This is a genomic window from Actinopolymorpha cephalotaxi (genome assembly GCF_013408535.1).
Lineage (GTDB): Bacteria > Actinomycetota > Actinomycetes > Propionibacteriales > Actinopolymorphaceae > Actinopolymorpha > Actinopolymorpha cephalotaxi.
The window spans coordinates 2,730,768-2,755,785 of record NZ_JACBZA010000001.1 but is presented as its reverse complement, the minus strand read 5'-3'; the positions used below and the strand labels follow the sequence as shown (position 1 = coordinate 2,755,785).

29 protein-coding genes are annotated in these 25,018 nt (G+C 71.9%); 16 read left to right on the top strand and 13 right to left on the bottom strand.

All coding sequences use genetic code 11. The annotated features are described in order from the left end of the window. Positions 1 to 12: 12 nt before the first annotated feature. The 4 genes from FHR37_RS12380 to FHR37_RS12365 form a co-directional block, all read right to left on the bottom strand. The gene (locus FHR37_RS12380; RefSeq protein ID WP_092882607.1) at positions 13 to 522 is read right to left on the bottom strand and encodes a hypothetical protein; all 510 of its coding nucleotides are present in this window, start codon (positions 520 to 522) and stop codon (positions 13 to 15) included. Next, positions 492 to 782, bottom strand: coding sequence for a hypothetical protein (locus FHR37_RS12375; RefSeq protein ID WP_092882608.1), 291 nt, complete (start codon positions 780 to 782; stop codon positions 492 to 494). Before FHR37_RS12375 ends, FHR37_RS12380 begins: the two co-directional genes overlap by 31 nt. Before the next feature lie 129 nt (positions 783 to 911). After that, entirely contained in the window at positions 912 to 1,190 is a 279-nt protein-coding gene (locus FHR37_RS12370; protein WP_092882609.1) for a hypothetical protein, read from the bottom strand. Positions 1,191 to 1,246: 56 nt separating this feature from the next. After that, complete coding sequence (locus FHR37_RS12365) at positions 1,247 to 1,630, bottom strand: DUF3618 domain-containing protein (protein WP_092882610.1); 384 nt, start codon at positions 1,628 to 1,630, stop codon at positions 1,247 to 1,249. Positions 1,631 to 1,976: 346 nt separating this feature from the next. On the opposite strand from FHR37_RS12365, the gene FHR37_RS12360 reads away from it, so the two are divergent. From FHR37_RS12360 to FHR37_RS12310, 11 genes are all read left to right on the top strand, one after another. Continuing rightward, positions 1,977 to 2,297: a gas vesicle protein GvpO gene (locus FHR37_RS12360; RefSeq protein WP_092882611.1), complete on the top strand. Its 321-nt coding sequence runs from the start codon at positions 1,977 to 1,979 to the stop codon at positions 2,295 to 2,297. After that, on the top strand, positions 2,294 to 2,704 hold the full coding sequence (locus FHR37_RS12355; RefSeq protein WP_092882612.1) for a gas vesicle protein: 411 nt from the start codon (positions 2,294 to 2,296) through the stop codon (positions 2,702 to 2,704). The genes FHR37_RS12360 and FHR37_RS12355 overlap by 4 nt, the downstream gene beginning before the upstream one ends. Next, complete coding sequence (locus FHR37_RS12350) at positions 2,704 to 3,489, top strand: GvpL/GvpF family gas vesicle protein (protein WP_092882613.1); 786 nt, start codon at positions 2,704 to 2,706, stop codon at positions 3,487 to 3,489. Before FHR37_RS12355 ends, FHR37_RS12350 begins: the two co-directional genes overlap by 1 nt. Then, a complete protein-coding gene (gene gvpJ, locus FHR37_RS12345) occupies positions 3,482 to 3,700 on the top strand; it encodes a gas vesicle protein GvpJ (RefSeq protein ID WP_092882614.1) in 219 nt (72 codons plus the stop codon). Before FHR37_RS12350 ends, gvpJ (FHR37_RS12345) begins: the two co-directional genes overlap by 8 nt. Beyond that, entirely contained in the window at positions 3,697 to 4,056 is a 360-nt protein-coding gene (locus FHR37_RS12340) for a gas vesicle protein K (protein ID WP_175542429.1), read from the top strand. Before gvpJ (FHR37_RS12345) ends, FHR37_RS12340 begins: the two co-directional genes overlap by 4 nt. Beyond that, the gene (gvpJ, locus tag FHR37_RS12335) at positions 4,044 to 4,505 is read left to right on the top strand and encodes a gas vesicle protein GvpJ (RefSeq protein WP_092882615.1); all 462 of its coding nucleotides are present in this window, start codon (positions 4,044 to 4,046) and stop codon (positions 4,503 to 4,505) included. Before FHR37_RS12340 ends, gvpJ (FHR37_RS12335) begins: the two co-directional genes overlap by 13 nt. A gap of 1 nt (position 4,506) precedes the next feature. Beyond that, positions 4,507 to 5,262 (top strand): GvpL/GvpF family gas vesicle protein, encoded by a 756-nt coding sequence (locus FHR37_RS12330; protein ID WP_092882616.1) that lies wholly within the window; start codon positions 4,507 to 4,509, stop codon positions 5,260 to 5,262. Between the two features lie 84 nt (positions 5,263 to 5,346). Further along, complete coding sequence (locus FHR37_RS12325) at positions 5,347 to 6,105, top strand: hypothetical protein (RefSeq protein WP_092882617.1); 759 nt, start codon at positions 5,347 to 5,349, stop codon at positions 6,103 to 6,105. A gap of 14 nt (positions 6,106 to 6,119) precedes the next feature. Then, complete coding sequence (locus FHR37_RS12320) at positions 6,120 to 7,349, top strand: SRPBCC family protein (RefSeq protein ID WP_202817999.1); 1,230 nt, start codon at positions 6,120 to 6,122, stop codon at positions 7,347 to 7,349. A 258-nt stretch (positions 7,350 to 7,607) separates the two neighbouring features. After that, positions 7,608 to 8,027: an STAS domain-containing protein gene (locus FHR37_RS12315; protein ID WP_175542430.1), complete on the top strand. Its 420-nt coding sequence runs from the start codon at positions 7,608 to 7,610 to the stop codon at positions 8,025 to 8,027. A gap of 131 nt (positions 8,028 to 8,158) precedes the next feature. Next, entirely contained in the window at positions 8,159 to 9,121 is a 963-nt protein-coding gene (locus FHR37_RS12310; RefSeq protein WP_092882619.1) for an SDR family NAD(P)-dependent oxidoreductase, read from the top strand. Here the strand turns inward: FHR37_RS12310 and FHR37_RS33075 are convergent. Continuing rightward, entirely contained in the window at positions 9,118 to 9,846 is a 729-nt protein-coding gene (locus tag FHR37_RS33075; protein WP_139238882.1) for an HAD family hydrolase, read from the bottom strand. The genes FHR37_RS12310 and FHR37_RS33075 overlap by 4 nt on opposite strands. Positions 9,847 to 9,963: 117 nt before the next feature. Between FHR37_RS33075 and FHR37_RS12300 the strand changes: the two genes are divergently transcribed. Further along, a complete protein-coding gene (locus tag FHR37_RS12300; protein ID WP_092882621.1) occupies positions 9,964 to 10,983 on the top strand; it encodes a MurR/RpiR family transcriptional regulator in 1,020 nt (339 codons plus the stop codon). Between the two features lie 12 nt (positions 10,984 to 10,995). Then, entirely contained in the window at positions 10,996 to 11,979 is a 984-nt protein-coding gene (locus FHR37_RS12295) for a DUF6528 family protein (protein ID WP_139238883.1), read from the top strand. 68 nt (positions 11,980 to 12,047) lie between these two features. Here FHR37_RS12295 and FHR37_RS12290 read toward each other — a convergent pair whose 3' ends face one another. From FHR37_RS12290 to FHR37_RS12265, 6 genes are all read right to left on the bottom strand, one after another. Next, on the bottom strand, positions 12,048 to 12,905 hold the full coding sequence (locus tag FHR37_RS12290) for a phosphotransferase (RefSeq protein WP_092882623.1): 858 nt from the start codon (positions 12,903 to 12,905) through the stop codon (positions 12,048 to 12,050). Positions 12,906 to 12,920: 15 nt separating this feature from the next. Beyond that, complete coding sequence (locus FHR37_RS12285; protein WP_092882624.1) at positions 12,921 to 14,465, bottom strand: threonine/serine exporter family protein; 1,545 nt, start codon at positions 14,463 to 14,465, stop codon at positions 12,921 to 12,923. A gap of 100 nt (positions 14,466 to 14,565) precedes the next feature. Next, the gene (locus FHR37_RS12280; protein WP_092882625.1) at positions 14,566 to 15,054 is read right to left on the bottom strand and encodes a MarR family winged helix-turn-helix transcriptional regulator; all 489 of its coding nucleotides are present in this window, start codon (positions 15,052 to 15,054) and stop codon (positions 14,566 to 14,568) included. 60 nt (positions 15,055 to 15,114) lie between these two features. Next, positions 15,115 to 15,765 carry a LysE family translocator gene (locus tag FHR37_RS12275; RefSeq protein WP_092882626.1) on the bottom strand — a complete coding sequence of 217 codons (651 nt, stop codon included), beginning with the start codon at positions 15,763 to 15,765 and terminating at the stop codon, positions 15,115 to 15,117. 90 nt (positions 15,766 to 15,855) lie between these two features. Beyond that, positions 15,856 to 16,602 carry a class I SAM-dependent methyltransferase gene (locus FHR37_RS12270; RefSeq protein ID WP_237768688.1) on the bottom strand — a complete coding sequence of 249 codons (747 nt, stop codon included), beginning with the start codon at positions 16,600 to 16,602 and terminating at the stop codon, positions 15,856 to 15,858. Beyond that, positions 16,599 to 17,519 (bottom strand): phosphotransferase family protein, encoded by a 921-nt coding sequence (locus FHR37_RS12265; RefSeq protein ID WP_175542431.1) that lies wholly within the window; start codon positions 17,517 to 17,519, stop codon positions 16,599 to 16,601. The genes FHR37_RS12270 and FHR37_RS12265 overlap by 4 nt, the downstream gene beginning before the upstream one ends. A gap of 187 nt (positions 17,520 to 17,706) precedes the next feature. On the opposite strand from FHR37_RS12265, the gene FHR37_RS12260 reads away from it, so the two are divergent. The 3 genes from FHR37_RS12260 (at position 17,707) to FHR37_RS12250 (ending at position 21,900) form a co-directional block, all read left to right on the top strand. Continuing rightward, complete coding sequence (locus tag FHR37_RS12260) at positions 17,707 to 18,807, top strand: Gfo/Idh/MocA family protein (RefSeq protein WP_092882627.1); 1,101 nt, start codon at positions 17,707 to 17,709, stop codon at positions 18,805 to 18,807. Positions 18,808 to 18,958: 151 nt separating this feature from the next. Continuing rightward, entirely contained in the window at positions 18,959 to 20,563 is a 1,605-nt protein-coding gene (locus FHR37_RS12255) for an N-acyl-D-amino-acid deacylase family protein (protein WP_202818000.1), read from the top strand. Beyond that, on the top strand, positions 20,560 to 21,900 hold the full coding sequence (locus FHR37_RS12250) for a type III PLP-dependent enzyme domain-containing protein (protein WP_092882628.1): 1,341 nt from the start codon (positions 20,560 to 20,562) through the stop codon (positions 21,898 to 21,900). Before FHR37_RS12255 ends, FHR37_RS12250 begins: the two co-directional genes overlap by 4 nt. A 221-nt stretch (positions 21,901 to 22,121) precedes the next feature. Here the strand turns inward: FHR37_RS12250 and FHR37_RS12245 are convergent, their stop codons facing one another. Together FHR37_RS12245 and FHR37_RS12240 are read right to left on the bottom strand one after the other, a co-directional pair. After that, positions 22,122 to 22,877, bottom strand: a complete 756-nt coding sequence (locus tag FHR37_RS12245) for a Clp protease N-terminal domain-containing protein (RefSeq protein ID WP_175542432.1) — start codon at positions 22,875 to 22,877, stop codon at positions 22,122 to 22,124. 78 nt (positions 22,878 to 22,955) lie between these two features. Beyond that, on the bottom strand, positions 22,956 to 24,995 hold the full coding sequence (locus FHR37_RS12240) for an N-acetylmuramoyl-L-alanine amidase (protein ID WP_237768689.1): 2,040 nt from the start codon (positions 24,993 to 24,995) through the stop codon (positions 22,956 to 22,958). Positions 24,996 to 25,018: the final 23 nt, after the last annotated feature.

Genomic DNA, 25,018 nt, shown 5'->3' with positions numbered 1-25,018 from the left:
GGAGACGCGGGTCTACTGCCGTGCGACCATCACCCAGCTGAGCTGGATGTCCGGGGCACGCGTCGGGGACACCGTGAGAGTGATCGTGCCGTCGGCGGCCGGCGCGACGTCGGTGTAGGTGCCCGCCACCGGCTCGGCCGTGAACAGCTGCTGGTCCGACACCACGGTCCCCTTGATGCCGACCCGGGCGGCGCGGTTGGCCCACGGCCACGGATCGTAGTAGCCGGCGTGGACGGTGTAGCGCCTGCGCGGGTCGAGTCCGGACATCGTGTACGAGAGGTCGCGGTGGCTCACCGCGTACCGCAGCGTGGTGTAGATGTCGCCGGCCACGACGTCGCGCGGCTTGCTTCCCTCACTCGTGTAGCCCCACCGCGCACCGGTCGCGGGGTCGGCGCCGAGTGGCTGCTCGGGCACGGAGTTGAGCAGTGGGCCGTCCTCGCGGGCGATCGCGGCGATCCGCTGCCAGTCGGTGGTGAAGTTGCCGCCCGCGTTCACGACGTACCGCGGCTGCTTCGGCACCACGAGCCGTCGGTGTCCTCGGTCACCACGACCTGTCCGCCGTGTGCCTGGATCGGCTTGCCGCCGGTGTCCAGCCAGGGCTGCCCCGGCCGGAAGGAGTCGTACGTGGTGGTGGCCGGCTGCCCCGTCGACGGCGCGGCCGGTGCCTCCTGGGCCGCCGCGGGCGGCGCACCCCACAGCAGCGCGGGCAGTGAGCCGCTCACGACCGCGGTGGCGGCAGCGAGGAGAAGAACCAGGCGAAACGGACGACGTCCCAGGCGCATGCTTCGGGATCGTCGCACCGTGTCGCCGCGCCGTCAACGAACAGTGACGGCCGAGGTGCGCAACGGCACGGCCAACATGGGCGTGCAGAGGCGTGCACGGGCGCGCATGGGCAGCACGGGCGCCAAGGGCTACCGGGCCTTGCTGTCCCGGTTCCCCCGGCCCCCGCGCAACAGGTCGGCGTGCTGACTGCGGGTCGCCTCCGACCAGGAGGCCGGAACCGAGACGGCGCCGAGGTGACTGAGCCACCGCGCCACCCGGTCCCGCACCATGCCCCCGGCCGCGGCCGAGTGGGTGTAGACGGTGGCAGGTACGGAACCGGTCACGGCCAGGACGGTGACGGCGCGGGCGGCGGTGTCCCGGACGCCGCGAGCCACCTGCTGGACGTACGGAACGGCCTTGTTCGTCATGGATCTCTCTCGTCCGCTGGAGCGTCCGGCCCCACGCCGGTCGGCGCGGCGGTGGTTCAGTGCTTCCTGATCCGGCGCAGCACGAGCAGCGAGACGAGGGCGACCGGGATCGCCACCGCGACGGCCTTGCCGTTGCGGGTACGCACGGTCGAGGCGACCTGCGTGCCGGTCCTGCGCAGCTGCTTGGGGCCGTCGGTGCGCGCCGTCGCGGACAGGCTCCTCGCCTTGTCCATGGTCACCTTGGACGCGCCGGTTGCACTCGAGCGCACGCGTCCGGTCAGCTTGGCGGACTTGTCCTGGGCCATCGCTCGTACGTTCATCTTGGTCCCAATCTCGTCGATGGTTCCACGTAGCCGTTCGCGGGCCTGGTCGACCTGGGCCTGGATCTGCGCGGGATCGGCGGCCTCGCCGTGGGTGTTCGCGTTCTGCTGCTCGCGCATCCTGCTTCCTTCCCGGGCCGGTTCGGTCACCTCTTGCTATCGACACCTGCCAACTGCGTCAAGTCGGTCATGACGGCGGTTGGATCGGCCCAGAGGAACTGGCGAGCGAATTGCCGACGGATATTGCGTCCGAGGTGCCGCCGAACCCGGACATTCGGAATGTATGGGCGCGGCCGGGTACGGACAGGTCCTTCGCACCTACGCACAGTCATTCCTTGCCTGGAAGGCCAAATCACCTCGCGCGACACAACGCAACCGATGCGGTAGCGTCGCGAAGGCGTCACCGGGGGGCTTACAAAGCCAAGCACGAAGTATCTGACCTGACCCATATCCGCGCTGGGGACTCATGACCGAGCGACAGAATTCAGACGCCGACCAGACCCGGGGACGGGAACCCCGCGCCAAGAAGAAGCCGAGCATGGCCCGGGTGATCCGTGGCGCCGTGCAGCAGTTCGGCGAACTCACCGGCAAGCAGGCCGACGGGGTGAGTGGCGTACGCCGTGAGGGCGAGGGCTGGTCGCTGCTGGTCGACGTCGTCGAGCTCGAGCGCATCCCGTCGACGACGACGGTGATCGCCACCTACCGGCTCGATGTCACCGCCGACGGTGAGCTGGACGGCTACGAACGCCTGCGCCGTTACGTGCGTGGTTCGGTGGATCCCTCATGACGCAGTCGGTTTCCGGCCGCAACCCCCGTCCCGACACGCTTGCCGATGTCCTGGAACGCGTTCTGGACAAGGGCGTCGTCATCGCCGGCGACATCGTTGTGAACATCCTGGACATCGAGCTGCTGTCCCTGAAGCTGCGGTTGTTCGTCGCCTCGGCCCAGACCGCCCAGGAGATGGGCATGGACTGGTGGACGCGCGACGAGTTCTTCACCTCCCAGGGATCCGGCGGGAGCAAGAAGAACGGTGAGGTCGAGGGCGGGCGAGCACCTGCCGAGCTGGAAGCCGAGAACAACCAACTGCGCGAACGCATCGAACGCCTCGAGCAGGCGATCTCCGACCGTGAGCTTCCGGAGCGGTCCGAGGGATCGAACCGGTCCGGAAAGGCCCAGCAGGAGGAGGAGCGCTGATGACGGCGGGCGACGCTCGTGGCCTCTACCTCTTCGCCATCGTCGGCTCCACGGCTGTGGATCTGTCCGGATTGCCCGGCATCGCCGGGGGCGACAGCCCACGGCTGGTGGGCAGCGGCGACCTCGCGGCCGTCGTCACCGACGTTCCCCTTTCCGCATTGGACGTACGCGAGGAAGAGGTCACCGAGGACGGCCGGCTCGCCCGGATGGCGATGGACCACGACACCGTCATCCGCGCCGTCTTCGAGCAGACCCCCGCTCTGCCGTTGCGTCTCGCGACGGTGGTCGGTGACGAGGATGCCGCCCGCCGCCTGCTGGAGGAGCGTTCGGCGGAGATCCGCGACCTGCTCGCCCGGCTTGCCGGCCATCAGGAGTGGGGTGTCCGGCTGCGCCGTGAGGGTGCGGCACCGGACGCGAACACCGAACGCGAACGCGACCGGGCCGCCCGTCCGTCCGGACGGGACTACCTGCAGGCGCGACGAGAAGCGTTGCGAGCGAGTCAGGAGCAGCGCCACGCCGTACGCCAGGCCGGCGACGAGGTCTACCGCGCGCTGGCCGAGCACGCCACCGACGCCACCCGGCTGTCGGGCGGAGGTGCCGCCGACCTGCTGCTGAACGCCACCTACCTCGTCCCCATCGCGGCGACGCAGGAGTTCCGCGACGTGGTGGAGAAGTACGCCACGGACCTGGCGGCCGGAGGAGTCCAGGTCGAGCTGACCGGGCCCTGGCCGCCGTACAGCTTCGCGCAGGTGACCATCGGATCGCAGGCGGCGGCCGATGGCTAACCGCACGCTCGTCACCGGCTCCGGCGGCGGCACCAGCCTGGTGGACCTGCTCGACCGGGTTGTCGACCGCGGCGTGGTCGTGTCCGGCGACATCATCATCTCCCTGGCCGGCATCGACCTGATCCAGCTCAACCTCCGGTTGTTGCTGATCGGGCTGGAGACGGCCAACGAGATGCACCGCACCAACTTCGAGGGGAGGGGAGCGCGATGAGCGAACCGGTACGGCTGCCGAAGCTGCCGGACATGCGGCGCACCCCTCGCATCGACGCGAACGCCGAGGACCTCGGTAGGGGCCTCGGACAACTCGTGGTGGCTCTGCTCGAACTCGTCCGTGACCTCCTGGAGCGCCAGGCGATCCGGCGGATGGACGGCGGAAGCCTCGACGACGAGGAAGTCGAACGCCTGGGGGAGGCGCTGCTCGCACTGGAAGACAAGTTCGCCGAGCTTCGGGAGATCTTCGGAGTCGAACGCGAGGGGCTCCGGCTTCCGATCGACGTCGACGACCTGCTCGACGAACACGAACGGCTCGACACGACAGGGAGGCGTAACACGCCATGGCAGCTGTAGCGACGCAGGGAATCAACCGTGCGCCCCGGCCGAGCAGTCTTGCCGATGTCCTCGAGGTGATCCTCGACAAGGGCATCGTCATCGACGCCTACGTCCGGGTCGCGCTCGTGGGTATCGAGATCCTCACCATCGACGCCCGGATCGTGATCGCGAGCGTGGACACCTACCTCCGGTTCGCCGAGGCGGTCAACCGGCTCGACCTCGGTCAGCAGGAGGACCAGGTGGCCGGGCTTCCGGGCCTGGTCCGCGAGGTGACCGGCGACGGCAAGTCCTCCGGCAGCAAGACCAAGGGCGCGATCAGCGGGGTGAAGGAGTCCTTCTCCTCCGACGATGACGACGACGACGATGACGACGACGGCCGTGAGCGGTCCACCGCCCGCCGGCGTTCGTCGTCGAGCCGCAGCACCACGCGCTCGCGTCGTCCCAGCCGGCAGTCGCAGGAGTCCTGAGATGTTGTTGCTGCACGGAGTGGTCCCGGCCGGCCGCGAGCTCGACGAGCAGGGCGAGCTCGCGGACGGGGAATACGAGCTCATCGAGGACGGCGACCTTGCCGTCCTCGCCCGGGAGGTCGTCAGCGAGGACGACCTGACCGAGGACGACGCGGTGAAGTACCTCGACGCGCTGGTCGAGCTCGTACGCGACGGACCCGTTCTGCCGCTCCGCTTCGGAACGGTCGCGCCCGACGTGGACGCGGTGCGCTCGGAGGTGCTCGCGCCCGCGGCCGAGCAGTTCGCCCGGGCACTGGACGCGACCGCCTCCCTGGTGGAGCTCCGGCTCACGTTCACCCTCACCGACGAGGCCGTCCAGCGGTTGTTCAGGGAGGACCCCGAGCTGCGCGCGGCGGTCGGTCGCGGCGGGCCGGGCAGTGAGATGTCGGAACGCATCGAGGTCGGGCAGCTCGTCGCACAGCGGCTCACCGAGCAGCGGTCCCAGCTGGTCGCGGCCTGGGTCGCGATGCTGGGCGAACTCACCGAGGACTCCAAGTCGATCAGCTCCTCGGAGGAGGGCTGGGAGCAGGTGGCCCTCCTCGTCCGCCGGGAACGGTTGGACGAGCTGGACGAGGCGGTCAGGACGCTCACCAACGAGGTCGACGGGCTGGCCGAGATCGAGTACGTCGGACCGTTGCCGCTCTACAGCTTCGACGCGATCGGTCTTGCCGACGCGTCGAGCACAACGCAGGCTCAGCAGTCCCGTTGGGGCTGGTGAGACTCGACGGTCGGGAGACCTTCACCGCGGGGTACCGCGGTGACGAGGCCGGGTCTTTCGCCGTTCATCGAGAGGAGAGCAACCGTGGATGACAGGACCAAGATCGCTGTCGCGGTCGCCGGGGGATACCTCCTCGGCCGTACGAAGAAGGGCAAGGCCGCACTGAGCCTCGCGCTGTGGCTCGCGGGCAAGGAACTCGGCCTGCAGCCGCGCGAACTCGTCCGTGAGGGCGTGCTCAAGCTGGCCAGCACCCCGCAGATCAGCCAGCTCGGCGACCAGCTGCGCGGCCCGGTGGCCGAGGCCGGCCGCAAGGCGGCGCTGGCGACGCTGGAGTCGCAGCTGACCCGCTTCTCCGACGGGCTGCAGTCGCGCACCACGTCCCTGACCGACAAGGCCAAGGTCACCGACAACGCGTCCAAGGTCACGGGCACGGCGTCCAAGGTCAAGGGCAAGGCCGGTGAGGCCACGCAGGGCACCGAGGACGAACTCGACGACGACTACGACGACGAGTACGACGACGAGGTCGACGACCGCGAGGACGACGAGCTCGAGGACGACGAGGCCGAGGACGACGAGGCCGGCGACGACGAGCCGGATGACGACGACGACTCCGATGACGCCGACGACTCCGAGGAGTCCGGCGACAGCGAGGAGCCCGCGGGCGAGCGCCAGGAGCGGCCGCGGCGTCGCCCCCGTGAGAGCCGTGGTGACGACTCCGAGGAGCGGCCGCGCCGTAAGCGGTCGGCCTCCGACGCGCCTCGCCGCGCCGCGAGCAGGACCCGTTCGTCGGCCTCCCGCCGGCAGGGTTCCGGTTCTGGCCGGCAGTCTCGGTCGCGAGGCTGAGAGAGGAGATCCGGGTGGCTTCCAAGAAGAGCTCTCTCCTGGGGGACCTCGGCAAGGCTCTGTTGAAGAGCCCTGTCGTCGAACGCCTCAAAGACGAGGCGAAGGAGTACGCCGCCGCCCGTGGGTCGGAGCTTGTCGGCAAGGTCAGCGGCAAGCTCGGCGGGCTGACCGAGAAGCTCGAGGACCAGGCCGAGAACCCCAGCGCGATGATGACCGGCGTCAAGGCCCTGCTCGAGGGCAAGTCGCCGTTGCGGGCCGGGATGAGCGCGCTCGGTCAGGGCCTGAAGAACAAGATCAAGGGTCTGTTCGGCGGCGGTCGTTCCGGGCCCAAGCTGACCAACATCATCGAGGACATCGAGATCGGTGCTCCGGTGTCGGTGGTGTACGACCAGTGGTCGCAGTTCCAGGAGTTCGGCTCGTTCATGAAGGGCGTCCAGGGTGTCGACGCCAAGGACGAGGTGGAGAGCAACTGGCGCGGCAAGGTCTGGTGGTCCAAGCGGAGCTGGAGTGCCCGGGTCACCGAGCAGATTCCGGACCGCAAGATCGCCTGGACGACCGAAGGTGCCAAGGGCACGACCAAGGGTGTCGTGACCTTCCACCCGCTGGCCGACGACCTGACGATGCTCCTGCTCGTCATGGAGTACTACCCCAAGGGGCTGTTCGAGAAGACGGCGAACCTCTGGCGGGCGTTCGGCCGCCGGGTGCGCCTGGACCTCAAGCACTTCCGCCGGTTCGTGACGATCCAGGGCGAGGCCTCCGGGTCGTGGCGTGGTGAGATCCGTGACGGCGAAGTGGTGCGCGAGCCCGACGAGGGCGAGGACCACCGCCGCGAGGACGAGTTCGGCCGCCGGGACCGGAGGCCGAACGACCGGGACGAGGCCGAGAACGACGACGACCTCGACGATGAGGCCGATGACGACCTCGACGACGAGGACGATCTCGACGACGACGACGAGGACGATCTCGACGACGACGACGAGGACGATCTCGACGACGAGGACGACGAGGACGACGACGACCTCGAGGACGAGGACGAGGACGACGACGACCTTGACGACGAGGACGACGACGACCTTGACGACGAGGACGACGACCTCGACGACGAGGACGACGACCTCGAGGACGAGGACGACGACGAGTCGGACGACACCTCGAACCGCAACGGCGATCGCAACGGCAGTCGCAACGGCAACGGCCGGGAACCCTCCCGTCGTCGCCGGCGTCACGCCGAGGCGGTTCGCTGAACCACCTCACCCGGCGGACACGCCGGCGGGAGTTCACACGTACTCCCGCAGTCAGCTCGCAACGACACAGGGCGCTCGTGAAGTGCCGGCTCCGGCCGGCCTTCCGGGCGCCCTGCGCCGTTTCACCGCCGGCATGGTGACGCGGACCACCACCCTGGGTGCGCAACCACGCTCCGCTGGCCGGTTCGGGGTTGGCTGGCCTACGGTGGGGGAGAACGGCGCGCTTCCCGCCCAGTCCCAGCGAACGGAGCGAACCCCGTGTCGACCAACGAAGCCAATGCCGCCGGCGTTGTCCATGCCGGTGCAGCCGACCCTCGGATCCGGATCGATTCGACCCACACCGAAGCCGGCACGCTCGTCACGTCCGTGACCGGCGAGGTGGATCAGGCCACTTCGGCACAGCTGTGCCAGGAGCTCAACAACCTGCTCGACGAACACCCGGCGATGGTCGTGCTCTCGCTGGAGGACGTTCCCTTCCTCGACTCCGGCGGACTCGACGTGCTGGTGAACCTCCAGCGTCGTGCCCACGCCGAGCATGTTCCGGTACGCATCTGCGCCCCGCGCCGGGGGCCGACCAAACTCCTCCACCTCACCGGGCTCGATGTGGCGTTCGACATCTACCCCACGGTGAAGGACGCGCTGGCCGGCACCACCAACGCGGGATCCCCCTTCGCCTGAGCCCGCGGCTCACCTGCTCCCGGTCCGCGATGAGCCCTGCGCCGTTTCACCGCCGGCACCTCGGGTACGCGATCTTCGACCCGGACCACCAGGTTGGTCCCTCCGTGACATGCCCGAGGGCGGGAGATCCGATGGACGAACCCACGACCCGAACAGCACTGGTGACCGGCGCCTCTCGTGGACTCGGCCTCCTGGTGGCGCGCGAACTCGCCCGGCGCGGTTACTCCCTGGTGCTGTGTGCGCGGACGGCCGAGGACCTGTACGCCGCCCGGGACGACCTGGTAGCCCGCGGCGCGGACTTGCTGGCTGTTCCCTGCGACGTACGCAACGCGCAGGAGGTCGAGCACCTGGTCGCCCGCGCGATCGGCCACCGGGGCGGGCTCGACGTGGTGGTCAACGTGGCGGGCGTCATCCAGGTCGGTCCGCTGGAGTCGGTGACCGTCGAGGAATTCCGGGACGCGCTGGAGACGATGTGCCTCGGCCCGGTGCGGGTCACGCTGGCGGCGCTGCCGCATCTGCGCGAGCGCCGGAGCGGACGGATCGTGAACGTCACGTCGATCGGCGGGAAGGTCGCGGTGCCGCACATCCTGCCGTACTCCGTGGCGAAGTTCGGGGCGGTCGGCTTCTCGGAGGGGCTGCGCGCCGAACTCGCCGGCAGCGGCATCTCCGTCACCACTGTCGTACCCGGCCTGATGCGCACCGGCTCCCACGTCCGCGCGTCGTTCGCGGGGCAGTCGACCAAGGAGTACGGCTGGTTCTCCGCCGCTGCCAGTGCGCCGCTGCTGTCGATGGACGCCGAACGCGCCGCTCGCCGGATCGTGGCGGCCGGCCTGGCCGGGCGAGCGGAGGTCACGCTCACCCCGGCCGCGATCCTCGGCGCCAGGGTGGCCGCGTTGATGCCGGGTACGACGAGCAGGCTGCTCGGCCTGGTCCGGCCGTTGCTGCCCGGTCCGCCCGCCGATCCCGGAAAGGCGGGCATCGAGCCCGGTCACCGGGCGCAGGAGCGGACTGACTCCAGGGTGCTGCGGAGGCTCACCACGATGGGGCGTTCGGCCGCCCGCAGGTTCAACCAGCGGCGCGCGACGAGCACCTAGGGTGTGCTGAGCGGGGCCGGCAGGAAGGCGCCGACCTCGGCGAGGGTCCGTACGTGCTCGTGGTCGCCGGGGTCGTCGCAGTCGCCGTACGGGTCGTAGTGCACGGCCAGGATGTCCGCGGCCTGGGCGCCGCGGACGTCCGCGGGCACGGTGTCACCGACGTGCACCGCCCGGTCGCGGGTGGCGCCGACCGCGTCCAGCGCGGCCCGGAAGAAACGCGGGTCCGGCTTGTCGTAGCCGACGACCGCGCTGTCCAGCACCGCGTCGACGGTCACCCCCGGGCCCTCGCCCTCCTGGCACATCGCGGCGTCCCGCAGCATCCGGGCGATCCGCCCGTCCGCCTGCGACACGATCGCCACGCGAACCCCTTCGGCGACGAATCCGGCGAGTGCGGCCTTGGAGGCGGGGTCCGGCGCGTGCCACATGTTCCGCGTACGGGAGACCGCGCGATAGTCCTCGACCGCCTCGGTCAGCCGCTCGGCCGGCACTCCCGCGAACCTCGGCAGCAGTTCGTAGTAGTCGCGCGGCTCACCACGGGCGGGGAACGCGGCGTTGTGCGCGGCGTAGTGCGCCCGCAGGAACTCCTCCTCGGTGCTGACGCCGCCGTGCCGGGCGACCACCGGGGTGAGCAGGGCGGCGTTGGGCAGCAGGAGCACTCCGCCCACGTCGACGAGCAGGGCGGTGGTCGGCGCGGGCGACGACGAGGCGAACTCGGCTGGCGACACCAGATCCTCCAAGGCTGGGCACGTTGCTGACACGTTGCCGAACACCTGCCGACACGTTGCAGAACGCGCGGTGGAAATGATTGACGCCCCAGAGTAGTCGATGTAAATATTGCCCGCATGGGGTCGGCGGGGGCGACGCGCGCGAACGAGAGCGCCACACTGCTGGAGCGGATCGCGTCGGCGCGCGACACGCTCACTCCCACCGCCCGCCGGATCGGCGACGTCGTCAGCGAGGACGCGGCCCTGGTCGCCCGGATCGGGATCGAGGAACTTGCCGAACGCGCCGGCACGTCCACCGCCAGCGTCAACCGCTTCTGCCGGATGCTCGGCCTCGCCGGCTACACCGAACTCAGGTTGGCGCTCGCGGGCGAAGCCGGCCGGGGCGGGCCGGCCGATGTCCATGACCCGGATGCCGACCCGAGTGGTGACCTACCGGCCGACGCCGATGCCGACGCGACGGTCGCACTGCTCGCGTCGTCGACGGTGCACGCGATCAGGCGTACGGCACAACTGCTCGACACCGCGGACCTGGACCGGCTGGCCGGCGCCGTGGCCGAGGCCGGACAGGTGCAGGTCTTCGCGTTCGGGGGAAGCGCCGACGTCGCGCACTACCTCGCTGCGCAGCTCACCGGCATCGGCGTACCGACCCTCACCTCCGCCGACGTGCACACCGCCGCCGCGTACGCCGTGACGTTGGGACCGGACGACGTCGCGATCGCGATCAGTCACTCCGGCCGGGCCGTGCAGGCGATCGAACTCCTCGACCTGGCCCGCTCCCGCGGCGCGACCACGGCCGCCGTCACCAGCAGCGCCGCGTCGCCGCTCGCCATGGGCGCCGACGTCACCCTGGCGACCACCGCGCGTACGGCGACCTACCGCTATCGCGGCACCGCCGGGCGGCACGCGCAACTCTTCGTCACCGACGCGTTGTACGTACGAGTGGCACAGCGGCGGGCCGAGACCGCACGGCAGTTGCTCGACCTGGCCGGCGCCGCCACCGCGCGCTACCAGGTCGGGCCGGCGCGAAAGCGCGCGCCCAAGCCGGCAAGGAAGTCCAAGCCGGCAGCGAAGTCCGAACCAGCAAGGAAATCCGAACGCACCAGGAGCAGCAGTCGCACCTCGAATCCCCACCGCTGAAGGAGAACGAGCATGCGTGTGACCCGTGGCATCCTCGCCGGAGTGTCCGCCTGCCTGCTGGCCGCCACCGTCGCCGGGCCCGCCGCCGCGGCCACGGCCGACGGCCAGGCCCGTCCCGCGCCCATCATCGTCACCGAGCAGGCCGGTGACCGCGTTGTGGTGCTGGACAGCACCAAGCGCTGGGCGAACCCGAATGCCACCCTGTGGTCGTGGCAACCCGGCGTTGACAGCGACACCGGTGACACCAGCACGTCCTGGGGCCTGCCCGACGACGCTCGCCTGCGCACGGGCGCCGACGGCAACCAGTACGTCCTGGTCACCGACTCCTACGGGCTGCTCGCCTCGGTGCCCTACCCGGACAAGGGGCCGGTGGCGTGGTCGGTCGACGTCGGGCGAAGTCCCAACCCGCACGGCATCGAGCTCCTGCCCGACGGCAACATCGCGGCCGCCGCCAGCAACGGCAGCTGGATCCGCGTCTACACCGCGAGCCAGGGCAGGCATTCCAGCACCTACGTCGAGGCCGCGCTGCCCGGCGCGCACGAGGTCTGGTGGGACGCGCGGCTGACGGTCCTGTGGGCGATCGGCGACCACCTGCTGGTGAAGTACGCCGTGGGCGGGACGCCGGCGGCACCGACCCTGACCCAGCTGGCGGCGTACAACCTGCCGACGAACTGGGGCCACGACCTCGGACCGGTGCCCGCAGATCCGGACCGGCTGTGGCTCACCACCGTGTACGGCGTCCACCAGTTCCAGAAGTCCACCGGAAAGTTCGTCGGCTTCCCCCGCCAACGTGAGCTTTACGCCTCCAACATCAAGAGCGTGGGGACGGACGCGGCCACCGGGACGGTGCTGGAGACCACCCCGAAGGCCGGCAACCCGTGTAGCTGGTGCACGGATTCGGTGGACCTGTTCGTAGGTGCCGACGGGACGGAGGAGAAGGTCCTTCCCGGCGCCCAGATCTACCGAGCCCGCTGGTTCGACGACGAGAGCTCGTAGCCGAGGAGCGTTCGCGGCGCGGGTGCGGATGTGCCCGGGTCCCGGGCAGCTTCCGACCCGCGTCCGGTTCACCGGTGGAGCGCCGCCTCCCAGTCGGACAGGTGGAGGTCGAAGTACGCCAGGTCTCCGGCCTCCGCCCGCGGGTCGATCGCCGGCAGGTCGGCGAGCGTTCCGAGTTCAACCAGCCGCCGCATCCCTTCGACGGTGCGCCGCATCCGCTGCCGGGTGAGGGCGAGCAGGTCGGCCCGGTCACCGCCGGTCAGTCCGTACGCGTCCACGAAGAGCCGGAGCCGGCGCCCCCGTTCCAGTGGCGGCCAGCCGAGTGGCGCGGTGTACTCCGGGCGGTGCAGCGGGACCAGCCGCCAGACCGCGTACGCCAGATCCCAGGTCCGGCTGCCCGGCGCGGCGAGGTCCCAGTCGATCACCGCGCCGACCCGACGTCCCTGGAACACCAGGTTGAACGGCGCGAGGTCGTTGTGGCACACCACCTCGTGCCAGCCGCTCGGGTCGGCCACGTCGGGGTTCCAGCCGTGCCAGCCGGTGGCCAGCAGTCCGGCGGAGAGGTCGTGGAACCGCCGGATGGTCCGGGCGGCCTCGACGAGCGCCTCGTCGGAGGCGATGTCGGGGGTGATCGGCGGGTGACCCGCCCGGCCCGGCACGAACGACCAGACCTCGCGGCCCAGGTCGTCGACGCCGAGCGGCTCCGGCGCCTGCTCGAACCCGCACCGGCGTAGGCCCGTCAGTAGTTCCTGGATCGCCGGCGTATGGGGGGATGCGGCGCGGCGTACGGTCTGCCCGACTCGGACGGCGCCGGCGATCACCCCACCGGTGAGGGACTGCTCGCGGGACGACTCGGAGTCCGGCCCGGCAAACGGCTCGGGCCGCTTCGACGATTCAGGGTGGTCCGATGGTTCGGTGGCATGCATGGTTGCTCCTCGCCTTTAACCCGGCAAGCCGGCGCCGACCGAGTCCCGGTGGTCGGTGTGGTCGCCACGGTTGCGGCGGGACCGCCGGTACGCCGGACCGCGGCGGGGACCGTGGTCGCGGCGCGAACGGTGGACGAGCACGCGGGCCGGGCCGACCATCCGCGGTCCGGCGTACCTGCGTTCCGAACGCGACAACCCACGGCGCAGCGGCTGGAGGAGGAACTCGCCGAGGATCGCCCCGGCGGCGAGGGCCAGCGACTCGGTGGCGGCCAGCAGCAGGCCGGAGACCCCGCCGCGGCTGTCGCCCTGGGTGATCTGCAGCATCGCGGAGTAGATCGTGAGACCGGGCAGCATCGGCACGATGGCCGGCAGCACCACCGCCAGGGCGGGCAGCCGCCGCCGGGAGGCGATCGCCTGCCCGCACATGCCGATGGCGACCGCGACCACCCCGCGGGCCATCGACGGCGAGGAGAGCACCTGGTCCAGGCCGAGGTAGGCGACCCAGCCGAAGCCACCGAGCAGGAACACCGCCGGCAGCAGCCGCATGGTGGCGTACAACCCGACCGCCATCGCGGCGGCGACCACCCCCGCGGAGAGGAAGCGAGGCGGCAGCCCGGCGAGGGTGAACGGCGCCGGCGGAGTCACCGTCATCGTCACGCCGACCTGGCGGGCCACGATGAGCGCGGCCGCGACGCCGCCGGTGATGCCGGCCGCCAGCAGCACCACCTCCATCGCCCGGGCGGAGGCCGTCACCATGAACCCCGTCAGCGCGTCCTGCACCGCGCCGAGCAGAGCGATACCCGGCAACAGCAGGACCACCCCGCCGGCCACGACCAGGCCGGGCTGGACCGGCGCGCCCATGCCGGTCAGGGCAACGGCCACGGCGGTGACCAGGGCGGCGCCGATGAAGTTCAGGTAGAAGTCCGGGAGGTTACGCCTGGCCAGCCGGCGGCCCAGCCGGTCGATGACCACCGTGGTGGCGAAGGTGAGCAGCGCGAGCAGCCACCCGCCGCCGAGCTGGACGGCCACCGCGGCGGCCAGGGCTCCCCAGGCGCCGCTGACCACCCAGCGGGGATAGCGTTTCGGCGCGCGCACGACGGCGTTCAGCCGGAGGTACGCGGCGTCGGGAGTCAGCGAGCCCTCGGTGAGCCCGAGCACCAACTGGTGCAGGGCGACCAGCCGGTTGTGGTCGACGGCGCGTACCCGCACGATCCGCAGGTCGGTCAGCGGAGCACCCGAACCCTCGACCGCGACCGAGACCAGCACCTGGGTATAGGTGACCGAGACCTCGACGTCCTCCAGTCCCAGTGCCGTGGCGCTGGCCACGATCGAGGCCTCGACGTCGACCGAGCCGGCGCCACTTCGCAACAGCAGCTCCCCGAGCCGGAGCAGGAAGTCCAGCGCGTGCCGCAGGTCGCGGTCGTCGGCGTGGGTGGCGGTGCGGATGGGGTACGGCGAGTGCCGCGGGCGCTGGGAGACGACGGGCTCGTCCCGGCGTAGTGCGGCTCCGGCCGCGCGGCGTAGGCGGTTCCGCATCCCGGCGGTGGCGGGGTCGTGCACGGTAAGTCTTCCTTGTCGCGTTTGTGGCCGTTTCGACCCCACCACGGTACGTGGTTGCCTCGACGCTCCCGCGCGCGCCCGTCCCGCCGTCTCGGAGGGGCTACGACTCGCGTTGCCGGGCTCGGCGCACCGGACGGGGAGCCTCCACCGGTTCGGCGAGGTGGCCGGTGGTCAGCCGTTCGAGAGCGTGCAGGAAGGCCTTGCGTTCCTGGGCGGGAAGCGCGGCGAGCGCCTCCTGGTGCACCCGGTCGACCACCCGCTGGCTGCGCCGGGCCATCCGTGCACCCTCCTTGGTGACGGCCACGATCCGAGCCCTGCGGTCGGTGCTGGACGGCTGCCGCTGCGCCAGCCCCGCCTGCTCCAGCGCGTCCACCGTCACCACCATCGTGGTCTTGTCCATGTCGCCGAGCTCGGCGAGCTGGATCTGGGTGCGTTCCTCCGCCAGGGCGTGCACCAGCACACAGTGCATCCGGGCGGTGAGCCCGATCTCGCCCAGCGCCGCCGCCATTCGCGTCCGCAGGACGTGGCTGGTGTGGTCCAGCAGGAACGACAGATCGGGTTCGGCACGTGCGGGAGCCATGGCGGTCATGCCGTTCAGGCTACAACTCGATCCGAAGCGGATTATCCCGGAACGTCGTTCCCGGCGGGGTCACGGCGTGGCGAGTACGCGCGACCGGTCCGCGGCGATCCGGATCGCCAGCCCGGCCAGCACCGTGCCCATGAGGTAGCGCTGCACCCGCAGCCACGCCGGCCGCCGGCCGAGGAAGGCGGCCAGCGAACCCGCGCTGAGCACGATCAGCGCGTTCACCGTCAGCGCCACGGTGATCTGCGTCAGCCCGAGCGCCAGACTCTGCCCGGCAATGTGACCGCGCGAGGGGTCGACGAACTGCGGCAGCAGCGAGACGTACAGGATCGCGATCTTGGGGTTCAGCAGGTTCGTGACGAAGCCCATTGCGAACAGCCGGCGCGGCGGGTCGATCGGCAACGCCTTCGGCGCGAACGCCGACTCTCCGCCCGGCCGCACCGCCTTCCACGCCAGCCACAGCAGGTACGCCGCACCGCCCAGCTTCAGCGCAGTGTAGAGGGCGGGCACCAGCGAGAAGACCGTCGCCAGTCCCGCCGTCGCCGCGAGGAGGTAGACGAGGAAGCCCACGGCCACGCCGGTCAGCGACACCAGGCCCGCACGGCGTCCCTGCGTCACCGAACGCGAGACCAGATAGATCATGTTCGGTCCGGGGGTGAGGACGAGGCCGAGGGCGACGGCGGCGATCCCGAGCAGGGCGTGCGGACTGGTCGGCATGACTGTGCCAAGTTCACCCGCCCGCGCGGTTATTCCCGGACGGTCCGCCGCGGCCGGATCCCGCCCGGCGCGGTGGGATCCGGCCACGGTTCAGCCGGAGGTGTGGTCCTCGACCAGCCGCCAGACCGTCGTCTGCTTGTCCTCCGCGTCCTCCAGGGTCACCGGCACCGGCATCCGGTACGACGCGACCGCGACGAACCCGTCCGGCGGCAGGTAGGCACGCCCCGGGTCGCCGACCAGGACGCGGGCGCCGGCTGCCCGTGCCCGGCGCAGGAATGGCAGCATCCGGGCGGCGGTGGCGCGTTCGTAGAAGATGTCGCCTGCGAGCACCACGTCTGCGTCGACCGCGGGCCGTGCCAGCAGGTCACCGAGGTGCCCGGTGAGCTGCACGGAGTTGGCGGCCGCGTTGCGGTGGATCGCCGCGAGGGACAACGGATCCAGGTCGTTGGCGGTGACGGCGGCGGCACCGGCCAGCGCGGCGGCGATCGCGACCAGGCCCGAGCCCGACGCCAGGTCGAGCACCCGCGCGCCGGCCACCTCGTCCGGATGGTCGAGGAGGTACCTCGCCAGCGCCTGGCCACCGGCCCAGGCGAACGCCCAGAACGGCGGCGGCGAGTCGGTGCGGCCGAAGGTGGTCTCGGTCTCCTGCCACAGCCCGATCGCGTCGTCGGCGAGGTGCAGGCTGACCTCGGGTACGCCGGGCACCGGCCGCAGCCGGGTGTGCGCCCGGACGAACCGCAGGAACTCCTCGGACCCGGCCTCCGTGCCGGTACTCGCCTCGGGAGTCGCGCCAGAAGTCGTGACGGGGTCCGGCTCAGCGTTCGCGCCGGGATTCACAGCTGGGCAGCCGTTCTGGCGAGCCAGTCCTCGAACCGCGCCCACTCCGCCCGGGAGACCGGCGTCGACGGCTCGGGCGCGTCGAGCAGTCCGTCGCAGGCGTCCAGCAGATCCCAGTACGGATGGTGCGCGTCGGCCACACCGACCCCGCGGTAGAGCGCCAGGAACTGCTCGGCCACCTCGCCGCCGTAGCGTCCGGCCAGGTTGAGCCGCATCCGGGCCAGGTCGATGCCGCGCGGGCCGAGACAGCCGGTGGTCCAGTCGACCACCCCCACCAGGCGGTCGCCGTCCCACAGCGTCTGGCCGGGGTGGTAGTCGCGGTGGATGAAACCCGGCGCCGTCGGCGGCGGCCCGGCGGCCACCACGTCGAAGACCCGGTTCCACAGCCGGGGCGCCGCGGACCAGGCGGGCGGCCGGCGGTGGCCGTCGCGGTGGCGGTCGTAGTAGGGCCGGTACGGCGGAAGTGCGCGCACCACCGGGAGGTCCACGGCGTGGACGAGCGCGAGCGTCTCCGCCAGTTGTGCCAGCACGGTCCGGTCGGCGTGCACCGGCGGGCTGCCGGGCACTCGGGTGGTGAGCAGGGTGGGCACGTCGCACATCGTCGGCGCGGTGTCGGCGGCCACGAGCCGGGGCGCGGGTACGTCGGTACTGCCCAGCAGGCCGAGCACGGTGGCCTCGTTCGCGGGGGCGTACCACGGGTCGGTGCGCAGCCGGTCGGTCCGGTGGAAGCGGCGCAGGGCGAGGCGGTGCAGCACGCCGGTGGCGCTGAGCACGTCGACCGCGTGCAGGGTGGTCGAGTCGACCCCCATCAACCGCACGGACGCCACCAGGGCGCCCGGGCCGGTGACCTCGCGTACCCACCGAAGCGTTGCGCCGGACGGTGGGGGTACGCCGTCCGGCCGCTGATCGACACTCATCGCGTGCCTGAACGTTACCGGCGGGCTCGCGTCGCCCGGCGCGGCCTCGGGATCGGGCCCCTCCGGTGCCGTTCGGTACTCGCTCGGCCCCGTTCGGCTCCGTTCGGCCACTCGCCCGACGTCGCGGCGGCAGACTGGCCAAGTAGGGCCTACACTTTCGGTCCTGACTGAAAACGACAGGAGCGACATGGACCCGTCTCGCCCGGCGTCGACGGCGGCGCCGAGCCCGGCACCCACGCCGAATCCCGCGCCCCGGCGCGTCGGACTGATCGGTCTGGGCAGCATCGGCGTCACCCACGCGCGCGTCCTCGCCGAGCTGCGCCCGGAGGTGGAGCTCGTGGCGGCCAGCGGGGGAGCCGGCACCGACCTCGCCGAACTCGGCTGGCCGGAGGCCACCCGGGCCGACCCCGACGACATCCTCGCCCGCGGAGACCTCGACCTGGTGGTGCTCTGCGGGCCGACCCCCACCCACGCGCCACAGACGCTGGCGGCTCTGCGCGCCGGCCGCAACGTCGTGGTGGAGAAGCCGCTGGCGCTGGACGTGGCCGCCGCGCAGGAGATCGCGTGGGAGGCGGCCCAGTCCGGGCTGCTGGTGTCGGTGATGGCGCAACGCAGGCTGGAGCCGCAGCACCTCGACATCAAGCGCCGGCTGGACGCGGGCGAGCTCGGCCGGCCGATCCTCGGCGAGACGTTCGTCCACTGGTACCGCGACGACGACTACTACGCGCACGCCTCGTGGCGAGGTCGGCAGGACAGCGGCGGCGGTTCGGTGATGAACCAGTCCGTGCACAACATCGACCTGCTCCGGTGGTTCCTCGGCGCTCCGGTCGAGGTCACCGCCCAGTCGGCGACGCTCGGGCACGACCCGGCGGTGATGTCGGCCGAGGACACCACGGTCGCCACGCTGCGGTTCGTCTCGGGCGCACTCGGCGTGGTGGTCTCCTCCACTGCCGTACGCCCCGGTGATCCGGCGTGCCTCACCCTCCGCACCAGCTCGGGCACGATCGAGCTCACCCACGACGAGGTGACCCGCTGGGACCTGCCCGGCGTACCCCCTCCATCGGAAACACCATCGGACGGCGGCGGTCCGGCCAGCGGCGCGCAGAACCCGGCCGCGATCGGCCTGGCCGGGCACCGGGCGCAGTGGCGCGACATCCTGGACGCGTTGCGGGACGACCGGCCGCCGGCCGTCGACGTCACCGACGGCGTGAAGACCGTACGGCTGTTGTGCGCGATCTACTCCGCGGCCGCGACCGGACGGGCGGTCCAGCTCCATCCCGAGCCCTGACGCGGTGCTGACGCAGTACTGAAGCACCTCGTGGCGCCGGTACCGGCCCGGCACACGGCACCTGCGCGGCAGCTATTCGGCTCGGACCGGATAACCTCGGCCGCGGAGCCACCAGCCGGTGGCCGGAGCGCGCGGACGCGGCGAGGTGTGAGTGAGCGGGTACGACATCCTCCTGACCGGCGGCACCGTCGTGGACGGCACCGACCCCGGCGGCCACACCGGTGACGGCGGCACCGGAGGGCGACCGCGACGTGCGGACGTCGCCATCCGGGACGGCCGGATCGCCGCCGTGGGGGACCTGGGTGACGACGTCTCCGCCCGGACCGTGCTGGACGTGACCGGCCGGTACGTCCTCCCCGGTTTCGTCGACTCCCACGTGCACGCCGACGCGGTGCTCACCCGCCCGGACGTCCAGGAGGCCATGCTCCGCCAGGGCGTCACCTCGGTGGTCCTCGGCCAGGACGGCCTGTCGTTCGCACCCGGCTCGGCGGAGACGGTGGCCTACGTCGCCCGCTACTTCGCCGCGGTCGACGGCACGCCTCCGCCGGAGCTCGCGGCCGGTTGCACCGTCGCGCAGCTGCTGGACTTCTACGACCGCAGGACGCCGGTCAACGTCAGTTATCTCGTTCCGCTCGGCACTGTCCGGCACGAGGTGCTCGGTCCCGACGACCACCCCGCCGGCGACCGGCTGCCCGAGCTGGTGCGGCTGGTCGAGCAGGGGCTGGACGAGGGAGCGGTCGGGGTGTCGACCGGGCTGGAGTACGTCCCGGGCGTGTTCGCCGACTTCGACGAGCTCGCCGCGCTGTGCCGGGTCGCGGCCAGGGTGGGTGTGCCGTACGTCAGCCACCTGCGCAGCTACGACGGCGGCCACGCGCCCGGCATGGTCGAGGCCCGCGACCTCGGCCGGACGACCGGCGTCCCGATCCACGTCTCGCACCTGCGCGGGCGGGCCGAACCCCTGCTCGCCCACCTCGCCGACTGCGCCGCGGACGGCGTGGACGCGACCTTCGACGTCTACCCGCACATCTACGGCAACACCATCCTGGCGATGAAGGCGCTGCCGCCGCAGGTGCAGGGAGGCGGGGTGGAGGCGACGCTGCGCCGGCTCGGCGACCCGGCCGTGCGGGCCGAGCTGCGGGCGAACTGGTTCCCGCGGGTCAGCCACGACCTGGCGCCGGCGATCCTCGGCTACGTCGCGGGGGAGAAGTTCCGGTGGGCCGAGGGGCGCACCCTCGCCCAGGCCTGTGCCGAGACCGGGCTCGACCTGCCCGACCTGCTGTGCGACCTGTTGCTCGACAGCAATCTCGCCGTCGGCGCGATCATCCCGGCGCCCGGCGGCGACGAGTCCGACCTGCGCGCGATGCTGCGCGACGACCGGCACGTGGGCTGCTCCGACGCCATCTACCTCGGCGGCCACCCGCACCCACGCGGCTGGGGAGCGTTCGCCCGTTTCCTCGGCCGGCACACCCGTGAGCTCGGCGACTGGACGTGGCCCCAGGCGGCGTGGCACCTCGCGGGGCACCCCGCCCGGCGGTTCCAGCTCGCCGACCGGGGACGGCTCACCGAGGGCGCGGTCGCCGACGTCGTGGTGGTCGACCCCGAGCGGGTCGGCGACAGGGCGACGTACGACCACCCGAGGCGGCTGGCCGACGGGGTGCACGACGTACTGGTCGCCGGTGAGCTCGTGCTGACCGGCGGCGAACTCACCGGCGCGACCCCCGGACGCGCCCTGCGACGAGGAGAAGCCGGCCGATGACGCCCGACGCACCCGCACCCGACGGCACGAACGCTCCCATGGCCGGCATCGCCTACGACGCGCAGGTCCTCGACGCCACCCTGACAGCGCTGCGCGAGCAGCCGATCAGCCCGGCGGAGAAGGGATTCACCGCCCTCGCCCCGCTGACACCGGCGGACGTCGTCGCGCGCAAGGTTGGCTTGCGTACCGGCGAACTCACGTTCCCGTTGATGGTGCTGCGGGAGACCGCACTGGCCGCGAACGCCACCACGATGGCCGCGTGGTGCGCCGAACGCGACGTGGTGCTCGCGCCGCACGGAAAGACGTCCATGTCGCCGGAGGTCACCGCGCGGCAGCTGCGGGCCGGCGCGTGGGGAATCACCGCGGCGACGATCGGCCAGGTGCGCGCCTACGCCGAGTGCGGCGTACGCCGGATCCTGCTGGCCAACCAGCTCGTCGACCCGGCCGGCATCGGCTGGCTGGCCGCGGCCACGACCGCCGACCCGGACCTCACCGTCTACGTCTGCGTCGACAGCACCGAGGGCGTGACCCTGCTGGACGAGGCGCTGCGCGCGCACGCCGCGAGCCGGCCGCTGCCGGTGCTGGTCGAGATCGGCGTACCCGGCCGGCGAACCGGCGCGCGCGGCCACGACGCCGCGATGGCCGTGGGCCGGGCCGCTGCCGCCGCGCCGATGCTGCGGGTCGTGGGCGCGACCGGCTACGAGGGCGTGCTCGGGCACGGGCGCGACGAGGCCGCACTCGCCGCCGCCGCGGCGTTCTGCCAGGAGGTACGCACGCTCGGCATCGCGCTGCGCGAGGAGGGCCTGGTGGACGTGCCCGACGGCCGGCTGCTGCTGTCCGCGGGCGGCAGCACGTACTTCGACGTGGTGGCGCAGGAGTTGACCGGCGTGCCGTCGTCGACGGTGGTCGTCCGCAGCGGCGGCTACGTCACCCACGACGAGGAGCTGTACGGCCACGCCACCCCGCTGCCCACCGGGGGCCGCCCGCACGAGCTGCGGGCCGCGCTGGAGGTGTGGGCGTACGTCCTCTCCCGGCCGGAGCCGACCCGTGCGCTGGTGGGCGCCGGGCGGCGGGACGTGCCGTTCGACGTCGCCTTGCCGTCGGTGCGCGCGGCAGTGGGGCCGGACGGCCGGCGCCGGGACGTCGCGGGGGTGAGCGTCAGCGCCCTCAACGACCAGCACGCGTTCCTCGACCTGCCGGCGGAGGCAGACCTGGCCGTCGGCGACCTGGTGCGCTTCGGGATCTCCCACCCCTGCACGGCATTCGACAAGTGGCGGCTGGTCCCGGTCGTGGACGAGGAGGACCGGGTCGTCGAGGTGGCACACACGTTGTTCTGATGGGGTTCTGACCGGCCGGCTGGACCTGCTACGTGGGTGACCCGACGTCGGACAACCCGGCGTCGCATGGCCGGACGTCGCACGCCCCGGTGTCAACCCCGGGTTGGCGGCGCTGAAACGAGAAAGGCCCGGCGACTGATCATGGATCAGTCGCCGGGCTGACGTACGCTCGAGGATCTCTTGTTCTGCTGGGATCGGCCTCGGAAGGGGTCTGGAAAGTCCTACGCCCGCTTGCGGGTGCGCTTGGCCGCGGGGCGCTCAGCGCCCTGTGCGGCCTGCCGGCCAACCTCCTGGCGCAGCGCGGAGTAGTCCAGCCCGGCCTCGGCGAGTGCCTGGCCGGCCTGGGTGCGCGGGTCGCTGGCCAGGGCCAGCAGCACGTGCTCGGTGCCGATCTCGCCGCCACTGAGTCGAAGCGCCTCGCGCACGGCGACGTCCAGCGCCCGCACCGACGCCCGGCCCAGCGGGGGGTTCTTGGTGACCCGGCGCGGTCCTTCCGCGGTCAGCCGAGCCCGCGCGGTGCGGCGCACGTCGGCCACCCGCACGCCCGAGGCCTTCACCGCGCCGACGGCGCCGCCGCCACGGTTGTCCAGCAACGCCAGCAACAGGTGCAGGTCGTCGACGTAGCGGTGGTGATGGGACACCGCCAGGTCGCGGGCCGCCGACAGGGTGGCGGTGGCCCGGGTGCTGTAGGGGAGTGCGGCGCGGCTGCCCGCCGCCTCCACGTCGACCCCCTCAGCCGGAACGAAGCGCTGCTGGGCGGCCTGCCGGGTGACGCCGAGCGCCGCGCCGATGTCGGTCCAGGAGGCGCCCTCGTGACGCGCCTGGTCGACGAAGTGCGCGACCACGTGCTGGGCAAGGGCGTCCAACCGGGTCGCCGCCGCCCGCGCGGCATTGACCCGCTCCAGCGGGGTGGCCTGGGTCTGTTCACCTTCGACCGCGGCGATGATCTGGTCGAGATCCAAGTCGTTGACAGCCATGGGGACAGATTGGTTGGATGATCGCTTCATGTCAAGCGGGCGTTGACATAGTTGGCCGTACCTTGCCTGCGGTCGGGTTCAGCCGGCCGGAGGCACGAGGTCGACGTCGTCGGCGAGCACGTAGCCGATGCGGTGGCCGAACTGCACCTGGTAGTAGCGCAGTTGCCCACGGATCACCTGATGGTCGGCCGGATCGAAGGTCACCGCACGGTAGTACTCCGCGTCGGCCTCCATCCCCAGCACGTAAGCCTGTCCCGCGGGCCAGGAGTACTGCAACGGCACCAGCGGCTGCACGGGAACGTCGCTCGGATACGCCGCGGCCTCGGGGTAGGCCCGGCCGTAGATCTGCACCGAAGCCCTGCCCTGCTTGGGTTTCACCAGCGTCGCCTTCGTCCACACCGCACGCGGAGCGTCGGCGGGGTTGAAGAACCACCCCTTCTGGCCGAGGTACCAGATCGCCGTCCAGTCGCCGCGCACCTCGGCGACGGCGTACTGCTGCCCGGTGGACACCCGGCTGCCGATGTCGGCGACGTTGGTCGTACTCGCGCCGTCGGGCGGGTTGCTGCCCACGTCCTTCAGCAGCGGGGCGTCCTGACGGGGTTCGGTGTGCAGCAGCAGCGCCGACGACGGCCAGGCCCGGCAGCGACGCGGGCGGCCCTCCGACGGCGGGCCCGGTTGGTCCTCGCAGTGGGTGAAGACCGGCCGGTTGGTCGCGGGGTTCGGCTTGATGGTCACCGCTCCGCCGCCGGCGGCGGTGGCGTTCTGGGTGAACGGCGCGCCGAGGAGCTCGAAGTAGTGCGCCCAGTCCCAGTAGGGACCCGGGTCCCAGTGCATGCCGGCCACGTTGGCCGGCGTGATGCCGGGAACGTTGTCGTGGCCCAGGATGTGCTGGCGGTCCAGCGGGATGTCGTACTTCGCGGCCAGGTAGCGCACCAGGGAAGCGGAGTTGCGGTACATCACCTCGGTGAACCAGTCGCCGCGGGCGGCGTAGCCCTCGTGTTCCAGGCCGATCGACTTCGCGTTGACGTACCAGTTGCCCGCGTGCCAGGCGACGTCCTTGGTGGGCACGTGCTGGGCGATGTGGCCGTCGCTGTCGCGCAACGTGTAGTGCCAGCTGACGTAGGTGGGGTCCTGCACGAGGTTGATGGTGCCGGCGTAGCTGCCCTCGGTGCTGTGGATGACGATGTAGCGCACCTTCTGGCTGTTCGGCCGGTCGGCCAGGTCGTGGTTGCCGTAGTCGCCGTCGCCGAACTCCTCGTACGGTGCGGGAATCCACTCACACCCGAGGTCGGCGGGGCACTCCGGCGCCTGCTCCGTCGTGACCGTGCGCAAGCCCAGCTTGCGCAGCCAGGTGCGGTCGGCGCGTACGGCGGTCGGCGCGAGCGTGACCCGCTGCCCGTCGTCGGTCGCCCGGCTCGCGCCGGTTCGGATCTGGGCGTAGACGTCGTCGGCGAACGCCCGCGCCGCGGACTGTTCGGTGGCGCCGGAGTACGCCGCGACCGCGCCGTACCAGTCACCGGGGTCGGTGGCGCCCGCTCCACCCAACCGGCGTTGGTACTCGGCGAGCACCGCCGCACCGCCGCGGATGTTGGCGGCGGGGTCGGTGCGCAAGGTGGCCTTGCGCTCGCCGGTCAACCGGGCGGCGAGGTCGGCGGTCCGGAAGGCCGGGCCACTCGGGACGCCGGTCGCGCCCGGACGCGCCGGGTCGCCGCGCTCACCGGGAGCCGGGGTGCCGCCCTGTGCGGTGGCGGCGGCCAGGTCGGTGAGGTGCATCGGGCCGTAGCCGCCCGCCATGGACGGCCGTCCATGGTGGGCGTCCCAGCGGGTCTCGAGGTAGGACACCCCGAGCAGCACCGGCAGCGGTACGGCGTACTCCCGTGCCGCCTGCGCGAACGCCGCCTGGCGGGAGGCCGAAACCCCTGCTGTGGTTGAACTCTGACCACTCTGACCACTCTGGCTGGTCTGGCCGCCCTGCTGGGCCGCCGAACTCGGGACCGCCGCCCGCGCTCCGGCCGCGGGCACCCCGCTCATCGCGAGTGCCGCGGCGGCCACGGCGGCGGTGGCGACGCCAACCCGCAACGACGCCCTGCCCGGGTTCCTCGGAAACTTCCGGCGCATCAACTGACCTCCCCGTCAGCCAC